This is a genomic window from Aeromonas sp. 600948, from assembly GCF_049174875.1.
Lineage (GTDB): Bacteria > Pseudomonadota > Gammaproteobacteria > Enterobacterales > Aeromonadaceae > Aeromonas > Aeromonas veronii_A.
In genome coordinates this window covers 70844-86847 of sequence record NZ_JAAKTY010000021.1, presented here as the reverse complement: position 1 = coordinate 86847, position 16004 = coordinate 70844, and the positions used below count along the sequence as shown (strand labels likewise).

General features: G+C 59.5%; 14 protein-coding genes. 5 read left to right on the top strand and 9 right to left on the bottom strand.

The window, feature by feature from the left end; all coding sequences use genetic code 11:
* Positions 1 to 398 precede the first annotated feature (398 nt).
* The 3 genes from G5182_RS16520 to G5182_RS16510 form a co-directional block, all read right to left on the bottom strand.
* A complete protein-coding gene (locus G5182_RS16520) occupies positions 399 to 1445 on the bottom strand; it encodes an NAD(P)H-dependent flavin oxidoreductase (protein WP_201939653.1) in 1047 nt (348 codons plus the stop codon).
* Entirely contained in the window at positions 1442 to 1720 is a 279-nt protein-coding gene (locus G5182_RS16515) for a helix-hairpin-helix domain-containing protein (RefSeq protein ID WP_421222920.1), read from the bottom strand. Before G5182_RS16515 ends, G5182_RS16520 begins: the two co-directional genes overlap by 4 nt.
* A 72-nt stretch (positions 1721 to 1792) precedes the next feature.
* The gene (locus G5182_RS16510) at positions 1793 to 2434 is read right to left on the bottom strand and encodes a ribonuclease T2 family protein (RefSeq protein ID WP_421222918.1); all 642 of its coding nucleotides are present in this window, start codon (positions 2432 to 2434) and stop codon (positions 1793 to 1795) included.
* Positions 2435 to 2631: 197 nt separating this feature from the next.
* On the opposite strand from G5182_RS16510, the gene G5182_RS16505 reads away from it, so the two are divergent.
* Positions 2632 to 3192 (top strand): carbonate dehydratase, encoded by a 561-nt coding sequence (locus G5182_RS16505; RefSeq protein ID WP_005335471.1) that lies wholly within the window; start codon positions 2632 to 2634, stop codon positions 3190 to 3192.
* 80 nt (positions 3193 to 3272) lie between these two features.
* Here G5182_RS16505 and G5182_RS16500 read toward each other — a convergent pair whose 3' ends face one another.
* A complete protein-coding gene (locus G5182_RS16500) occupies positions 3273 to 4181 on the bottom strand; it encodes an SAM hydrolase/SAM-dependent halogenase family protein (RefSeq protein WP_421231336.1) in 909 nt (302 codons plus the stop codon).
* Positions 4182 to 4379: 198 nt separating this feature from the next.
* Between G5182_RS16500 and G5182_RS16495 the strand changes: the two genes are divergently transcribed.
* Positions 4380 to 4844 (top strand): hypothetical protein, encoded by a 465-nt coding sequence (locus G5182_RS16495; protein WP_421231335.1) that lies wholly within the window; start codon positions 4380 to 4382, stop codon positions 4842 to 4844.
* A 217-nt stretch (positions 4845 to 5061) separates the two neighbouring features.
* Entirely contained in the window at positions 5062 to 6309 is a 1248-nt protein-coding gene (locus G5182_RS16490; RefSeq protein WP_421254546.1) for a DEAD/DEAH box helicase, read from the top strand.
* 84 nt (positions 6310 to 6393) lie between these two features.
* Here the strand turns inward: G5182_RS16490 and G5182_RS16485 are convergent, their stop codons facing one another.
* Positions 6394 to 7665, bottom strand: coding sequence for a hypothetical protein (locus tag G5182_RS16485; RefSeq protein WP_421254545.1), 1272 nt, complete (start codon positions 7663 to 7665; stop codon positions 6394 to 6396).
* 285 nt (positions 7666 to 7950) lie between these two features.
* On the opposite strand from G5182_RS16485, the gene G5182_RS16480 reads away from it, so the two are divergent.
* On the top strand, positions 7951 to 9375 hold the full coding sequence (locus tag G5182_RS16480; protein WP_421254544.1) for a DASS family sodium-coupled anion symporter: 1425 nt from the start codon (positions 7951 to 7953) through the stop codon (positions 9373 to 9375).
* A 100-nt stretch (positions 9376 to 9475) separates the two neighbouring features.
* Here G5182_RS16480 and G5182_RS16475 read toward each other — a convergent pair whose 3' ends face one another.
* The 4 genes from G5182_RS16475 to aguA all read right to left on the bottom strand — a co-directional run bounded on the left by G5182_RS16475 (position 9476) and on the right by aguA (position 14890).
* Entirely contained in the window at positions 9476 to 10240 is a 765-nt protein-coding gene (locus tag G5182_RS16475) for a CphA family subclass B2 metallo-beta-lactamase (RefSeq protein WP_421254543.1), read from the bottom strand.
* Between the two features lie 589 nt (positions 10241 to 10829).
* Positions 10830 to 11582, bottom strand: coding sequence for a hypothetical protein (locus tag G5182_RS16470; protein ID WP_368172550.1), 753 nt, complete (start codon positions 11580 to 11582; stop codon positions 10830 to 10832).
* A gap of 370 nt (positions 11583 to 11952) precedes the next feature.
* Entirely contained in the window at positions 11953 to 13656 is a 1704-nt protein-coding gene (locus G5182_RS16465; protein WP_421254542.1) for an amidase, read from the bottom strand.
* Between the two features lie 136 nt (positions 13657 to 13792).
* Positions 13793 to 14890 carry an agmatine deiminase gene (gene aguA, locus G5182_RS16460; protein WP_421254541.1) on the bottom strand — a complete coding sequence of 366 codons (1098 nt, stop codon included), beginning with the start codon at positions 14888 to 14890 and terminating at the stop codon, positions 13793 to 13795.
* 155 nt (positions 14891 to 15045) lie between these two features.
* On the opposite strand from aguA, the gene G5182_RS16455 reads away from it, so the two are divergent.
* Positions 15046 to 15999 (top strand): LysR family transcriptional regulator, encoded by a 954-nt coding sequence (locus G5182_RS16455; protein WP_033115874.1) that lies wholly within the window; start codon positions 15046 to 15048, stop codon positions 15997 to 15999.
* Positions 16000 to 16004 lie beyond the last annotated feature (5 nt).

The window sequence follows — 16004 nt, the reverse complement described above, 5'->3', positions numbered from 1 at the left end:
TTAAAGAGCGACGCAACAGTGTGTTGCTGCGGGAGTGGAATTCTACTCAACCGCCTTCTCGAGTCAAGCCTTATTTTTAAGGGCTTTTCGAGGTTACCGACAAGGTTGTTTGCATTGCCGCTTGCCCTGTCGATGTGGCGCATTATAGAGATCCAGCTCACATTGGCAAGGCTTTACCGCAATAAAATTGCAAAAAAGTGCAATTTCTTGGTTATTCATATCAACACACAGTCTTTATACAGACTTATCCACAACCAAGGGTGAAGTGAGGACGTTTTACACCGGATAAATGCCTTACAAGGGTACTGGCTTGGCACTCATCCACCATTGCCGCACTGTCGCGTCTAACGCGCAGCGCCCCCGACATCTTCTATATAAGAAGGCGTATATAGAAGCGCTTATCCCAATCCAGCCTCTTTGACCCAGCACGCCATCAGCTCGCCAGCGGGAAGATCCCGGCAGCCCGATACATTCTGGCCAGCCCAGAGCGGAGAGAAGCCACTGTCCCCCGCCTTCTCGGCGGCGGCACGCAGCGGTGCCAGTGCGCCACTGGCATAGGGGAAGTGAGGGGCAAGATCCGAGAGCGGGCCCAGCTCACGCATCAGACGGTTGACGATACCCCGCGCCGGGCGGCCACTGAACAGATTGGTCAGCGCCGTCTGCTGGCCCTGGGGTGAGTGAAGGGTGGCTCGATGCAGCGCCGAGGTGGTCGCTTCATGGCAACAGAGAAAGGCAGTGCCCATCTGCACAGCGCTCGCCCCCATTTGCAGCGCGTTGGCTATCCCCTTGCCATCGACGATACCACCAGCGGCAATCACCGGCAGGTCGGTTGCCGCGAGGATCTGCGCCAACAGGGTCAGGGTGCTCTGCTGCAGCGCGAGATCCTCAGAGAGGAAATGACCGCGATGACCTCCCGCCTCCAATCCCTGAGCGATGATGGCATCGGCGCCGTGCTGAGCGAGCCAAATAGCCTCCGCCACCGTGGTGGCACTGGCAAATACCTTGGCCCCCGCAGCCTTCACTTGAGCAAGCAGCTCGGGCGCGGGCAGGCCGAAGTGGAAGCTGACTACCGCTGGTCTGAACTCGGCCACCATGGCGGCATGCACCTCATTGAAGGGGGCCCGGCTTGGCGCCATCGTGACCGCTGGGGGAAGTATGCCGAACTCGATGTAGTAGGGAACAAGGCACTGCTGCCAGCGGGCCAGTACAACGGGATCCGGTTCCCGTTGCCGATGGCAGAAGAAGTTGATGTTAAATGGCCCAAGGCCACGTTGGGAAAGACACTCAAATTCGCCGCGCAGCTCCGCTGGCGTGAGCATGGCGGCAGGCAAGGAGCCCAAGCCGCCCGCACGGGTCACGGCCAGCGCCAGCTCGCAGCCCTGCACACCGGCCATCGGTGCCTGAATGATGGGATAACGCATCCCCAGTTCGCTAAAGAGGCTCATCCATTCATCCCACTTGTCGTATCGGCGACCAGATGTGCGCGGGCCAGCGCAATGGCGCCGTCGATGGCACTGCGCGCCTGCGGGCTGTTCTGCCAACAGGTCGAGCCCAGCATGCTGGCCACCAGCTGGACAATATGGGTGGTGTCGGCCTCGGCCAATCCGGCCAGGGTATGGTAGCCAAGCTGTTCGAGCCGCTCGATAACCGTCGGCCCCACTCCTTTCACCCCGAGCAGCATTGCCCGTTCTTGCGGGCCAAACCGGTTGTTGCCATCCATCTGTCAGACTCCTTTCCGATAACCGTGGTTACACATCAGGCCCGCAAGGGGCCCGATGAAGAGAATGGAGGCTTAACGCACGCTGCGCAGCAGGAAATCCGGCTGACCGCAGGAGCGGCGCTCGCGCTTTTGCATCTCGGCGGAGCAGGTGACCGCATCCGTCCCCTCTTTATTGACGCAGATATAGATCTCCCGCAGGAAGCGGCCACCATCGGCGCAAGCCACCGTGATGTTGTCGGGAGCCAGCCACGGGTTGGCGCTCGCCAGATCGGCCTTGAGCTGGAAGGTGCTCTTGCGCAGCGGCTCTTCCGGGGATTGATAAGCCGCCGGGATCTTCACCTTCTGGCGCAAATCGCTCGCCAGATGATGGAAGGCCTGCTGGCTCAAGCCGGAGCAGGTACCGTGCTTCTCCCACTCATGGCGATAGAGGAAACGGCTGGGGTAGAGGTCAGCAAACTCGCTCTCCATATCGGGATTGAGCCGTTCGCGGGTGCAGTTGCTGGGGTAACCGCGATCGTACTGGGGCCAAAGACCATGCAGCACGAACCCCAGCTTGCGGGAACACTGATCCCGATCCGCCGGTTTGACGGCGCAATGCTCGGGCGACCAGGAGAGCGCCATGGCGTAATAGTCAAACTCCCCCGCCTCCCCTTTGGCCTGCACGGCCGAGGAGAGCAACAAACCACCCGCCAGCAGGGCAATCATCTTCTTCATCTATATATGTCCATTTAAACCAACTCGGGAATGGCTGCAATGCTCCCATATTCCAGCGCGCGGAAACAGTGCTCCCGCCAAGGCTTGCGACAAGGGTCAGACCACTTCGGGGTTTCACCAGATAATAACGAGGCGTAAGCTGGCATCCTGGCGCTGGGTGCGCCACCGCATTATTTCAAGCAACCACAGGATGTAACATGATCCGCAAGAATCCCTCCGGCCATCTGCCTGTCATCGACGAATCTGCCTATATCGACAAGACCGCCATCATCTGCGGCAAGGTGATCATCAAAGAGAATGTCTTTGTCGGCCCCTATGCAGTGATCCGTGCCGACGAGGTGGATGAGAGTGGAGATATGGAACCCATCGTCATCGGCGCCAACTCCAATATCCAGGATGGCGTGGTGATCCACTCCAAATCCGGTGCCGCCGTCACTATCGGCGAGTACACCTCCATCGCCCACCGCTCCATCGTCCACGGGCCGTGCGAAGTGGGAAACCGGGTCTTTATCGGCTTCAACAGCGTGCTGTTCAACTGCCATATCGGTGACGGTGCCGTGGTGCGTCACAACTCGGTGATTGATGGCTGCGATCTGCCGCCTGAGTTCTACGTCCCCTCCACCACCCGCATCAACCAGCAGAGCGATCTGACCCATATCCCGCGGGTCTCGGTCGATGCCGCCGAGTTCTCCGAAGATGTGGCCCACACCAATATCGATCTGGTCAAAGGGTACAAGGCGCTCTCCAACGAGTTCTGATCCCTTTCTTTATGACCAGAGAACAAAACGGGCGCCGAGGCGCCCGTTGCTGTTTCTATCTCTACTTATATATGTGCGGGTCAGGAGCACTTCTTCAGGCTGATATGCCAGTTGGCACCGGATTGCACCTGATGCTTGGCAGCGAAGCTGTCCATGTTCAGCGCCACCGACACCTGCAGCAGACTGTTGAGGTAGACCAGCGGCTGACCTTCCGGCACGTCACCGAAGCTGCTGACGTAAGGGGCCTTGCCGTCATATTTGACCACATCCCCTTCACGGATCTTGATGCAGGCGTTATCCCCCTTGTTGATCCCCGTCTTGGTCAGCAAGGCATCGTCGATATTGGTCCAGACGTTGCCGTACTGCACATCGAGGATCGGGATGGTGCCCTTGAGGGTGCCATCTTTCTCTGCTACCGCAGGCTGATAGGGGATCTTCACTACCTCGGCGGGCAGGAGCGGGCCCACCTGCTCGTAGCTGATAGCGCCGGAGGCTAGCCGTGCGCCGGTATAGGCATACACATCGCGGCCGTGGAAGGTGTAGGACTTCTCGGAACCCTTGAGGCGGTTGAGTTTCTCGTCGATCTGGCGCACCGCCTCGATGCCGAAGTGCTCGGCCACCAGGGTCAGGGTGCCGTTGTCCGGAGTCACGATGTAGTGACCGCTCTTGGTCTTGAGCACCACAGACTTGCGCTCGGTGCCGACACCGGGATCCACCACGCTGACAAACACTGTGCCCTTGGGCCAATACTGCAGGGTCTGGTAGAGGCGGTAGGAGGCTTCCCAGATGTTGTAAGCCGGGATCTCGTGGGTCAGGTCATAGAGCGGCAGGGTGCGATCCACCCCGAAGGCGACCCCCTTCATGGCCGACACGGCGCCATCTTTGAGGCCGAAATCGGTCTGGATCACCAGCGCTTCGTTGGCGGCGGCGATGCCGCTTGCCAGCATGAGGGCGAGCGCGATGGCGCGGGGTGTGGTGCGAATATCCATATCTGAACTCCTGAATCATCTGAGGATAACGAAACGGCGATAGCCATTTAGACATCCAAACTGCCACCAATGGATTTTTTTGCAAGGGGTTTGCAACAAAGTGAGGGACGACTCGCAGAAATTGTGCTCGCAAAACGTCGGCGGCGGGGGTATCAAAGGCAGAATGGGAAAACGTTTACAATACAGGAGCTCAGCACCATGACACAACCCGTACCGGAGATGATGACCCTGCTGCTGGAGATTGGTGAACAGAGCAGTCAGCTCTGGCTGAGCCAGCCAGATGCGGCCCCGTCACACTACCCGCTGGCCTTTGGCACCCACGCCATCCAGCCCGGACCGTTTCGCAATGCGCCACCCACCCCGCTCGAACTGGAGCGGGCCATCATGGTGGTGGAAGACGAACTGATGCGCCTTGCTCCGGCCATTCCTGCGGGCTTGCCTCTCACACTCCGTGCGGAGCCCTCGCTCACCGACGTGCTGGGCGACAATCCGCTGGAGCGGGAGCAGATAGAGCAGGCCTTTGGCCAGCTGGCCGCCATGGCGGAAGGGGATCCCCTCGCCGCCAGCTTGCTGCCCCGCGACGAGCACTTTGCCGCCGTGCTGCTGATCGTCAGGGAGTGGCTGCACCATCTGGCCAGCGAGAGTGTGCTGATCGTGGAGTAGAGTCATGGCGGATGCCCCTTGCACTGCCGACTCGCGGTAAAACAGGAGCGCGGCGACGAGGTCCTGCGCCACCGCCATGCACGGCATGCAAAACCGGGAGCTATGCGCCCTTGCTCATCATCGCCTTCTGCCGCGCCCCCTGCTTCTGTTACCATCGCGTCCACGATCACTCATTGTATCGTGGCCGCAGGCCGCGATAACCCCGACTGGTGCCCCTATGTCCACTGCCTCCTTTGCCAAACTGGCCCTCTCCCCCCGCTTGCAGCAGACCCTGAGCGAACTGGGCTATGCCGCGCCGACCCCCATTCAGGCTCGCGCCATCCCGGTCATTCTGGCGGGACGGGATCTGATGGCGGGGGCCCAGACCGGCACCGGCAAGACCGCCGCCTTTGTGCTGCCGCTGCTGGAGCAGTTGCTACAACAGCCACAAGCAGAGCCCCGCCCGATCCGGGCGCTGGTGCTGGTGCCGACCCGCGAGCTGGCGGTACAGGTTGCCGAGAGTGTCGCGCGCTACGGCCAGGGGACAGGTCTCACCAGCACGCTGGTCTACGGCGGGGTGAGTATCGCGGCTCAGGTAGAGGCGCTTCAAGCCGGGGTGGATATCCTGATCGCCACCCCGGGCCGCCTGCTCGACCATCTGCGTCAGGGGGCATTGAGCCTGGATAGCCTGCGCCATCTGGTGTTTGACGAGGCGGATCGCATGCTCGACATGGGCTTTATGGACGAGATCAAGGCGCTGCTCAAACAGATCCCGGTGGATCGCCAAACCCTGCTCTTCTCCGCCACCTGCGACGACAACCTGTTTGCCCTCTGCAAGGTGCTGCTGCGCGACCCCGAGCTGATTGAAGTGGCGCCGCGCAACACCACGGCGGCCGAGGTGGAGCAGCGGGTCTACACGGTGGATAGCGATCGCAAGCTGGCGCTGGTCGAACATATGCTGAAAGTGAAAGGGTGGACACCGGCACTCATCTTCAGCCGCACCCGCCAAGGTGCTGACAAGCTGGCCCAACAGCTTGGCAAGGCTGATATCAATGCGCTGGCCTTCCACGGCGATCTGTCGCAGAGCGCGCGAGAAAAAGTGCTGCTGGAGTTTCGCGCCGGCACCTTGCAGGCGCTGGTCGCCACCGACGTGGCAGCCCGCGGCCTCGATATCACGGATCTCAACTACGTGATTAACCTCGAATTCCCGTTTGTGGCGGAGGACTACGTCCACCGTATCGGTCGCACCGGTCGCGCCGGCAACAAGGGGCTCGCCATTACCCTGTTCAGCCCGGAAGATGCGCCCCTGCTGGAGAAGGTGGAAGCTGTACTCGACGCCCGTTTGCCCCAGCAGTGGTTTCCCGGTTTTGAGCCGGATCTCACCCGCTTCGAGCCCGAGCCGCGTCGCAACAGCAAGGCGGCTCAGAAGCAGCGCGCCAGAAAGCAGGCCCTCGCTGGCAACAAGGGTGGCAAGGGCAAGCGTTAAACCTCCCCTGCGCCGCCAATAAAAAAACGCCCGCACGGGCGTTTTTTGTTATCTGACAGGAGCCAGCTCTTGGCGAGTAGCACCCTAGCGGGTCGCCAGCACCAGTGGCAGGGATCGCAAGATCTGCCGCTCCGCCAGGGTCGAGAGAATAAACATCACCATATAACCGAGCCCCAGCGCCACGATAATCGCCACCACGTTGGCGGTGAACTCGGCCACCAGATAGTAGGCGGCGACCAGTGCCACTATGCCCGCCAGCCGGATCAGCAAACTCTGGGTAAAGTGACCGTGAGCCTTGATATAGGCGAGCTGATAGCCGTTAAGCATCATAAAGATAAAGAAGATGGAGAAGTGGAACAGCACAGGCACCGCCCCCACGTAGTCGGCGGGGAAGAACAACAGCACCAGCGGTTTGCCCGCCAGCAGCATCAAACCAAAGAACGCCAGACTGACGATGGCGGAGAGGCGGAAGATCCAGCGGCGAATAAGCCTTATCTGGCGGTGATCGCCGTTGCGCAGATTGACCGCCAGCTCAGGCAGCACAAAGCGGTAGATGGGGAAGACAAACAGGGTGGTCATATAGGTGAAGATGGGACGCACCACCACCTGAAAATCCCCCAGCTCGTCGATGCTGAAGTGGCGGATGGTGAGCAGCACAGTGATGTAGATCATCAGGATACTGGCCCCCGCCTCCAGCGAGGCGGTAAAGCTCTTCTTCACATAGCTCACCATCTCGGGGCCGAGCGCTACCTTGGCCAGCGGCCTGGTGGCGATGGCCCGACGGCGCGAAACATACATATAACCGGCGATGGCGAGCGAGGAGAAGGTCAGCCCGTAGAAGAGCGAGGCAAGCGCATCCATCCCCAGCCCGAAGTAACAGGCCATAAACAGCAGACCATTGGCCAGCGGCTCCAGCCAGGTGACCCGGTTGGAGAGCGCATACATCCGGTACATGGCCACCAGATTGGTGAAGTAGACCTTGAGCCCCAGCCCGAAGATGACCCCCACCAGTTGCAGATACTCCACCCGGATATGGAGCCCGTGCTTGATATAGGGGATCACCGCCCCCCAGGTGAGCAGCACGATGCCGATGAGGAAGTAGCGGAAGATATTGATGATGTCCCGATCGTTCTTGGTCTGGGAGTAGCTCACCACCATGGAGGAGCGAAAACCTGTCATCAGGATAAAGGAGAGGGAGATCAAATCCACCACGCTGTTGAACAGCGCCAGCTCCCCCTTGGCGACCCACTGCGCCAGCCACACCTTGAAGGCGAAGCCGATAACGATGCTGACCAGTGAGGCCCACATCCCGGTGATAAAGGCCTGCTTGAGGCGCGCGAGAGAGGCGTATTGCATAACGAAAATGGATAACTTTCAGGGAAAAGAGAGAGGGCCATCTTATGAAAGCCCACCCGCCTTGAACAGCCTTAATCCCGCCAGCCCCCCAGGTCGCAACGACTCCTTCACTCACCTCTTCATCAACCCGAGCTCACAAAGCCAAAGACGCCGTTAAAAACAGCCGCAATTAATCGAATGCTCATTTGGTGTAATTGATGGATTTGGCATCCACCATTACCCCTCTTATAGTAGGGCCGAAGCGGCCTCAATCGCTCCCTCCCCACCATTCCGGACAGGAATCTTATGAAAAAACTCACTCTCGCCCAGCTCGCAGCACTCGTGACCGTGCTGCTGGCTATCCTCTGCTGGCAGTTGCCAGCCCCGGCCGGACTGGCACCGGCGGCCTACCACACCGCCATTCTGTTTATCGCCACCATACTGGTCATCGTCACCAACATAGCGCCGACCGGCTATATCGCCATCCTCTCCCTCGGGCTCTACGCCGTGCTCCATGCCGGTGGCGAAGCGACCCCCAAGGCGGCCATCGAAGGGGCGCTGGTCGACTTCAACCACCCGCTGATCTGGCTTATCGTCATCGCCTTCATGATTGCCAGCGCCTTTGCCAAGACCGGTCTTGGCAAGCGGATCGCCCTGCTGCTGCTCAGCCGCTTTGGCCAGTCCACCCTGCGCTCCGCCTACTGTCTGGCGGTTGCCGACTTTATTCTGGCCCCCGCTACTCCGAGCAACACGGCCCGCGCCGCCATCGTCGCCCCCATTGCCGACTCGCTGGCCAAGACCATCAACAAGGATGACCGCAAGCTGGGGCAGTTCCTGCTCTCCAGCGTCAGCGCCATGAACGACGCCTCGGCGGTCGCCTTCAGCACCGGCTTTGCCGGCAATCTGGCGCTGGTCGGCATTGCTGCCAGCGTCGCCGGGCTGACGATCGGCTTTCGCGAATGGGCGCTCTACCTGCTGCCGCCCGCCATCGGTCTGCTGCTGATCATGCCGCTGGTGCTCTATCTGGTGATCCGCCCCGAGACCCGCGACACACCGGATGCACCCCGCTTCGCCCGCGAGGAGCTGGCCAAAATGGGCCCCCTCTCCCGCCATGAGAAGAGCCTGCTCGGGGTCTTTGTCGGTCTGGTGGTGCTCTGGGTTGGCGGCAGCAATCTGGGGCTGGATGCCACCACGGTTGCCTTTCTCGGTCTGACCGCCCTGCTGCTGCTCGGGGTGCTGAACTGGAACGATGTGAAGGGCAACAGCGCCGCCTTCGATACCCTGATCTGGTTCAGCGTGCTGATGGGGATGGCTGACAACCTGAAACGGGTCGGCTTTACCGGCTGGCTGGGGGATGAACTCTCCGGCTTTATGCACAGCACCCTCGGCGGGCTCGGCACCATTACCATGCTGCTGGTGGTGATGGGGCTCTACCTCTTTACCTCCTACGCCTTCGCCTCGGCCACCGCCAAGGTGGTGGCGCTGGCGCCGGTCATTGCCGGGGCCCTGCTGGCGGTCGGCGTACCTGCCGAGCTGGCCATCTTCAGCATCGCCGCCATCACCAACGTGGGTTGCAACCTCGCCACCTACTCCCACGCCCGCATCCCGCTGCTGATGGGGATGGGCTATCACACCAGCGCGGAGTGGATGCGCATCGGTCTGGTGATCGCCATCGTGGGCTTTGCCGTGGTGATGAGCATCGGCCTCACCTGGTGGCAGTGGCTGATCTGATAGCAAAAGGGCCCGTAACGGGCCTTTTGCACGGCTGCGCAGCGTTCTATACCGGCGCAGCGCTTGCCACAAGCGGCGGCATTGTTAAAAACAGCGCGGGTCAGCTCTGGGGCGCCGCCTTGATCAGTTCTTCATAGTGATCAATCAGCTCGGGGCCGTGCAGCGGCGAGTCGTGCCCGCCAATCACCGTCTTGATCGGCAGCTTCATCGCCTTGAGCCGCTCAATGGTCTGCGGATAGGCCTTCACATTGGCAAAGCTCAGGTTGCCCAGCTTCTCCTTGAGGATGCAGTTGCCATAGAGCACCTGCTCGTCGGGGAAGTAGACAAAGATGCCGTCCGGCGTATGGGCCGGGCCCGCGTAGAAGGCGCGCACCTTGCCCTCTTGCAGCGTGAAGTCGCCATCGTGCACCACGTTGGGCAACACCAGCGGCAGATCCGGGAACTCCGGCAGCCCCTTGCGGGTAAAGGCGACAATCTCGGCCCAGTCGCTCTTCATCAGATCCCGGGTCTGGCGCGTCGCTACCACCTTGGCCCCGATGGACTTCCAGTAGGCATTACCACCCACCCGGTCGGTGTGGTAGTTGGTGTTGATCACCTCCAGCACCGGCTTGCTGCTGACCCGTTTAATGAGCTTGTGCAGCTCGCGGGCGGTATCCGGCGTCCAGGTCGCCCCCACCACAGTCACCCCCTTGGCCCCGAAATAGACCATGGAGTTCTCTTTGACGTAGTAGTTGTCCTCCACCACATAGACAGGGCCGCTTACCTGCTTGAGCTCGATCCCCGCTGCCCGCACGCTGCCACCCCAGAAACTCGCCATCAGCACCACGGCCCCGGCCAATGTGCACTTCATCCAACCTTTCATCATCTTGCTCCCTCGAACCAACCGCCCCCTCGCCACCCCTGTGGCAAGCCGGGCCTTTTAAGCAGTGGGCAGAAGATACGGGGGATTTGTGAGGGGAAAATGAGGTTGTGTGAAGAGAAAGTGAAGTCTGGGGGAATTCAGAAAAATCAGGGGGAATCGGCGGCCTCTCGGCCACGATCTATTCGCAAACGTCCGAATACGCTTCGCTATTCGAACCTGCAACACAGATAGCGGCCCCTCACCCTAGCCCTATTCCGAGGGAGAGGGGATGGCCCGAGCCAATTCCACGCTGCTCATATTCACCCGAACCACAGAGCCAACACACAACTAGCGGGGCATATCTGCTCCCTTCTCCCACTTTTGATCACAAACAAGGGGAGAAGGGCTGGAGATAACAATAACTCCCACAATGTAGGGTCGATTAGCGCAGCGTAATCGTCCGTTTATCGCCACGCCTCGAGTCATGGCAAGGCCAACAGGAAACTCTGAATATCACCTGCTTCTCGGCCACTACTTGTTCGCGTTCGTCCGAATACGCTCACTATTAGAACCAATGCCCTAAAGCTAAAGCAGACAGTATATACGGTCTATATCAACCGATTATCTCGTAACCAAGTTGATCTAGGGTTATATATGAGATACATATGTTATTGTCTTTTTCACTTTGACTTATTCTTTCTTTTTCATCGGCCTTCAATTCTGAATTCAATACCAAAATGAGATGTATTTCTGGTTTATGTCCAGTGATATCCTCATGAATTTGACATGCGTTTTTAATTCTACTAATGGAGAAGGCTAGGTATGCGGTCAACTGACTTGGATTCCTCAACCATTTCACTTCGAATATCTTGTTGTTTTTATTGTCTTTACTGGAAATGAATCCATCAAACTCTACAAATTTATTGTTTTGTGTTATCCGTACATTACGCTCTATCTCACCATGTGTTTGAGATACTAAATTCAAAGCCTTCTCTTCAATGTCCAATGCAAGCCTCATAGTAGCACCATGGCCTTGTTCATTAAGCTTTGCAATATTAATTGATGTGCTTTTAAATTTTTGTGGTGATGTGGGGGGAACCACTGATGCTATTTCTTCGGCTACAGCCTCTTCGACCTTTCTACGTAGATTATCTTCTTTGCTCAAAACTTCTTTTTTAAAATCAAAGTAATTTTTATCTTTGCTTATTATAGCGGCAAGATTTTGTAAAAACTCTAGTTCAGTGACTGCTGTTGCCACTATAAATATAGCTGCGAAGTATGTGGTCCAGTGAGAAGAGAAAAATGCAATAGATGTGACCAACATAATAGAGAACAGCTTTGTAGCATGGCCTCTTTGCTTTTCCATGAAGGTAATGCATAAACAAATGGCTGCCACTAGTAATGAGGCGGTTCCAATAAAATTTGGGTATGTATCTGGCGGAGGGAAATAGTTCATATTAAAAATAACCCCATAAATATATTCCCTTATCAGATTAACTATCTATAGTGGTGTTCAAATAGGCTCTATTGAAGCCTTTTATACGCGAAATTTATTGTTTTTTCTATAAGGATTTCAGTAATAAAATTAAATCTCAGATATCTTTCACACTTTTCTCAGCGCAAGGGGATTGGTCTCAATACTGGACCATCAGGAGGATAAAAAACCACCCGCATAGCGGGTGGTTTTGTGTTCGTTATCACAAGAAAAACTACTAATATTCAATCCCTGATGGCACTCACCCCAACGGCGGCGTGCGTGGCGGCACCATACGCTTGCTGCCGGTGGACTCGAAGGCCGAAGCAAAGCGCAGCAGGTTGTTGTCGTCATAGGCGCGACCGGCGAAGGTCAGGCCCACCGGCATACCGATATCGGCCATCACCCCCATAGGGACGGTAACGGTCGGCACGCCGAGATGGCGAATGGCGAGGTTGCCGTTGGCAACCCAGATGCCGTTGCTCCAGGCGATATCGGCGGAGGCCGGATTCACATCCGCATCAGCCGGGGCGACGTCAGCGACGGTCGGGAACAGCACGGCGTCGAGCTTGAGCCCGTCCATCCAGTCCTCCAAGTCCAGCTTGCGAGTTTTCTCCAGACCGCGCAGGCCGTCCGGCACTGTGGCGATCTCGTCCCAGGATTTCAGGCCGCGCTTGGCCATATTGACGTACTCGTCCATGCCCGCCGCCAGATCGCCCTCGCGGTTCGGCAGGGTGCCCGGGTCGTGGGGGAAGATCTTCGGCCCATCGACATCGGCCAGCTTGTTGAGCTTGGGATCACCGTTGGCGCGCAGGAAGTCGTCGAACGCCCAGCCGGAGAGCTCCCACAGCTCGTCGTTGAGAAACTCCGGGCTCACGATGCCGCGATTGAACACGGTCGGCGCGCCGGGTCTGTCCCCTTCGCAGTTGGATACCAGCGGGAAGTCCACTTCGATAACTTCAGCGCCCGCGGCTTCCAGCGCCTGACGGGCCTGCTCCCACAGCGCGATCACGGTCTCGCGGGTATGGATGCGCTGACCGGTCGGGCCGCCGATGCCGGGGTTTTCGCTGGTGCCGGCCAGTTCATCCTTGTTGATAAACATGCGCGGCACGCCGAGACGCTTGCCCTTGAGGGCATCGGCCTTGGCTGCCAGCTCCAGATAGGAGGCCGGACGCACCTCGGAGGCCTTGGGCAACTGCACCCAGGGCTGCATGCGCCACAGATCGCCACGGGTGTCGGTATCGTCGGCGACCACTACGTCGAGCACTTCCAAGAGATCGGCCATGGTGCGGGCATAGGGCACCACCACATCCATGGTCGGAGTCAGCGGCCAGTTGCCGCGCACCGAGATGACGCCACGGGACGGGGTGTAGGCACACAGACCGTTGTTGGAGGCCGGGCCACGGCCGCTCGACCAGGTCTCTTCCGCCAGACCAAAGGCGGAGAAGCTGGCGGCGGTGGCGGTACCGGCACCGTTGGAGGAGCCAGAGGCAAACGGTGCGGTCAGGTAGTCGGCGTTGTAGGGGCTCTCGGCACGGCCATAGACGCCGCGCTGCATGCCACCATTGGCCATCGGCGGCATATTGGTTTTGCCAAGGCAGATGGCACCGGCGGCGCGCAGGCGCTCAACGGTAAAGGCATCGCGCTGGGCCACCAGATCCTTGAAGGCCGGGCTGCCGGAGGCGGCTGTCAGCCCCTTGACCAGATAGCTGTCTTTGGCGGTGTAGGGGATGCCGTCGAGCGGGCTCAGGGTCTCGCCACGGGCGCGGCGGGCATCGGAAGCTTCGGCTTCTTTCAGCGCATCGGGATTGGCAACCACCACGGCGTTGAGTTTGGTGGCAGTCTCGGGGCCGTTGTAGGCCTCGATCCGGGCCAGATAGGCCTTGACCAGTTCGACCGCTGTGGTGCGGCCTGATTCGAGCGCGGCACGCAGCTCGGCAATGGAAACCTCGGTCACTTCGATCATGGGGATCTCCTGTAAAAGGGTGACTGTTTGTCATGATGATCGCCGCATCAGCGCCAGCGACCATCACACTATCAAGGGATAAAACCCCACTGTGTGGGGTTTTGAATACCAACCTCAGCTGGCTTGGAACAGGTTCTTACTTCCCTGAGGGGATTTGCTGGGTAATGCAGTGGATATTGCCACCGCCCAGCAGGATCTCGCGGGCCGGCACGCCGACTACGGTGTGGTCCGGGAAGATCTCTTCCAGAATGCGCTGGGCTTCGCCATCGGTGGCAGCATCCAGCAGCGGATAGACAATGCGATCGTTGGTGATGAGGAAGTTCACGTAGGAACCGGCCAGACGGCCTTCTGCCTCACGCGGCACACCGGTACCGCTCTCGACGCCGGCTGACTCCTCTTCAGTGCAGAACAGCGGGCCCGGCTGGGGCAGCTTCCACACTTTCAGCTTGCGACCCTTGGCATCGACTGCCGCTTCCAGCACCTTGAGGGCGGCCACGGAGCGGGCGTACTGGGGATCGTTCTGATCGTCAGTCCAGTGCAGCGCCACTTCACCCGGACGCACGAAGCAGCACATGTTGTCGATGTGGCCGTCGGTTTCGTCCATGTAGACGCCTTCGTCCAGCCAGATAAAGCTGGTGACGCCCAGATAGTCGCGCAGGTGAGCTTCGATCTGCTCTTTGGTCAGGTGCGGGTTGCGGTTTTCGTTGAGCAGGCACTCGGCGGTGGTCAGGCAGGTGCCTTCGCCATCAACATGGATGGAGCCCCCTTCCAGAATCAGCGGCGCATCGTAGCGAGCCATGCCGTGCTGGGCCAGCATCTGGGCTGCCACTTCCTCATCCTGATTCCACGGGTAGTAGAGACCGCCCTTGTGACCACCCCAGGCGTTGAAGCCCCAATCCACCCCACGGCACTCGCCGGCAGCGTTGGTAACGATGGTGGGGCCGGTATCGCGGGCCCAGCAGTCATCGCTGTCCATTTCGACCAGAGTGACGTGAGCGGGCATGATGGCGCGGGCCTGCTCCATAAACTGTGCCGGTACCCCCATAAAGACCGGAGTCGCGCCACCGATGGCATCGGCCACCTTGGCGAAGGTCTCTTGCGCGAAGCGACCGGCTACGCGCCAGTTGTCCGGGCGAAACGGCCAGATCATCCAGACGGCCTGCTGGTGCGCCCACTCGGCGGGCATGGTGAAGCCGTCGGCGGCCGGCGTGGAGTTAATGGTCTTGATGCTCATCGCAAGGCTCCTTGCATGGATTGAGGCCCCCGTTTACGCCAGATGCGGCGCGGGAACCCGGAAAAATAAGAGTGGGTCGCAGAGTAAGACGTTGCGCCCCCATCCATCAAATGAATAGGATGGATTGTCCCATAAACACGGCGAATAATCCCCCCATGAAACTGCACCAGCTCGACCTCAATCTGCTGCTCGCGTTTGACGCCCTGATGACGCAAGGGAGCGTTACCCGCGCCGCCGAAGCGCTCTTTATCAGCCAGCCCGCCATGAGCCACTCCCTTAACCGGCTGCGCACCTTTCTCGGCGACCCGCTCTTGGTGCGCACCCCGCAGGGGATGCTGCCGACCCCGCGCGCCCAGCGGCTGCACCTCGGGGTGCAGCAGGCGCTGCGGCTGCTGGAGCAGCAGCTCACCGAGGAAGAGGAGTTCGAGCCGAGCCAGTCAAAGCGGCGCTTCGTGCTCTGCACCACAGATTACGTGGAGTGCGTGCTGATCCCGCCGCTTATTCAGCGGCTCAGACGGCTGGCGCCGGGGGTCACCATCGAGATCCGCATCCTGCGCGACACTCTGCCCGAAGCCGAGCTGGCAAGCGGCGAGATCGATCTGGTGCTCGGCTTTGACGAGTACATGCAGGTGCCGGGGTATCTCGGCAAGGAGACCTGGCTCACCGAGCCGCTGGCCGGACTGGTGCGCGCCGATCTGCCCATTGCCAAATCGGCCCCCGCCGGTGCCGAGGATGACCCCTCCCAGTGGCAGGAGCGCATTACCTTGCAGCAGCTTATCGCCATGCCCCATGTGTTCCACTCGCCCCTTGGCACCTCGGAGGCGAGCCTCGACCGCTATCTGAAGAGTCAGGGCTTTAGCCGCACCATCTCGGTCAACAGCCAGAGTTATATGTCCGCCGCCGCCATCGTCAGCCAGAGCGATCACCTCTTGGTGCTGCCCAGCATGGTGGCCGAGCTGCTCGCCACCCACTGGCCGCTGAAAAGCCTGCCGCTGCCCGAAGACGTGCCCGACTACCACCTCAACTGCGTCTGGCACCCCGTGCACGCCCAGCAACCGGCGCTGGTGTGGCTGAAAGATTTGATGAAAGAGCTGGTGGGGCCGAGGTAAAGCGG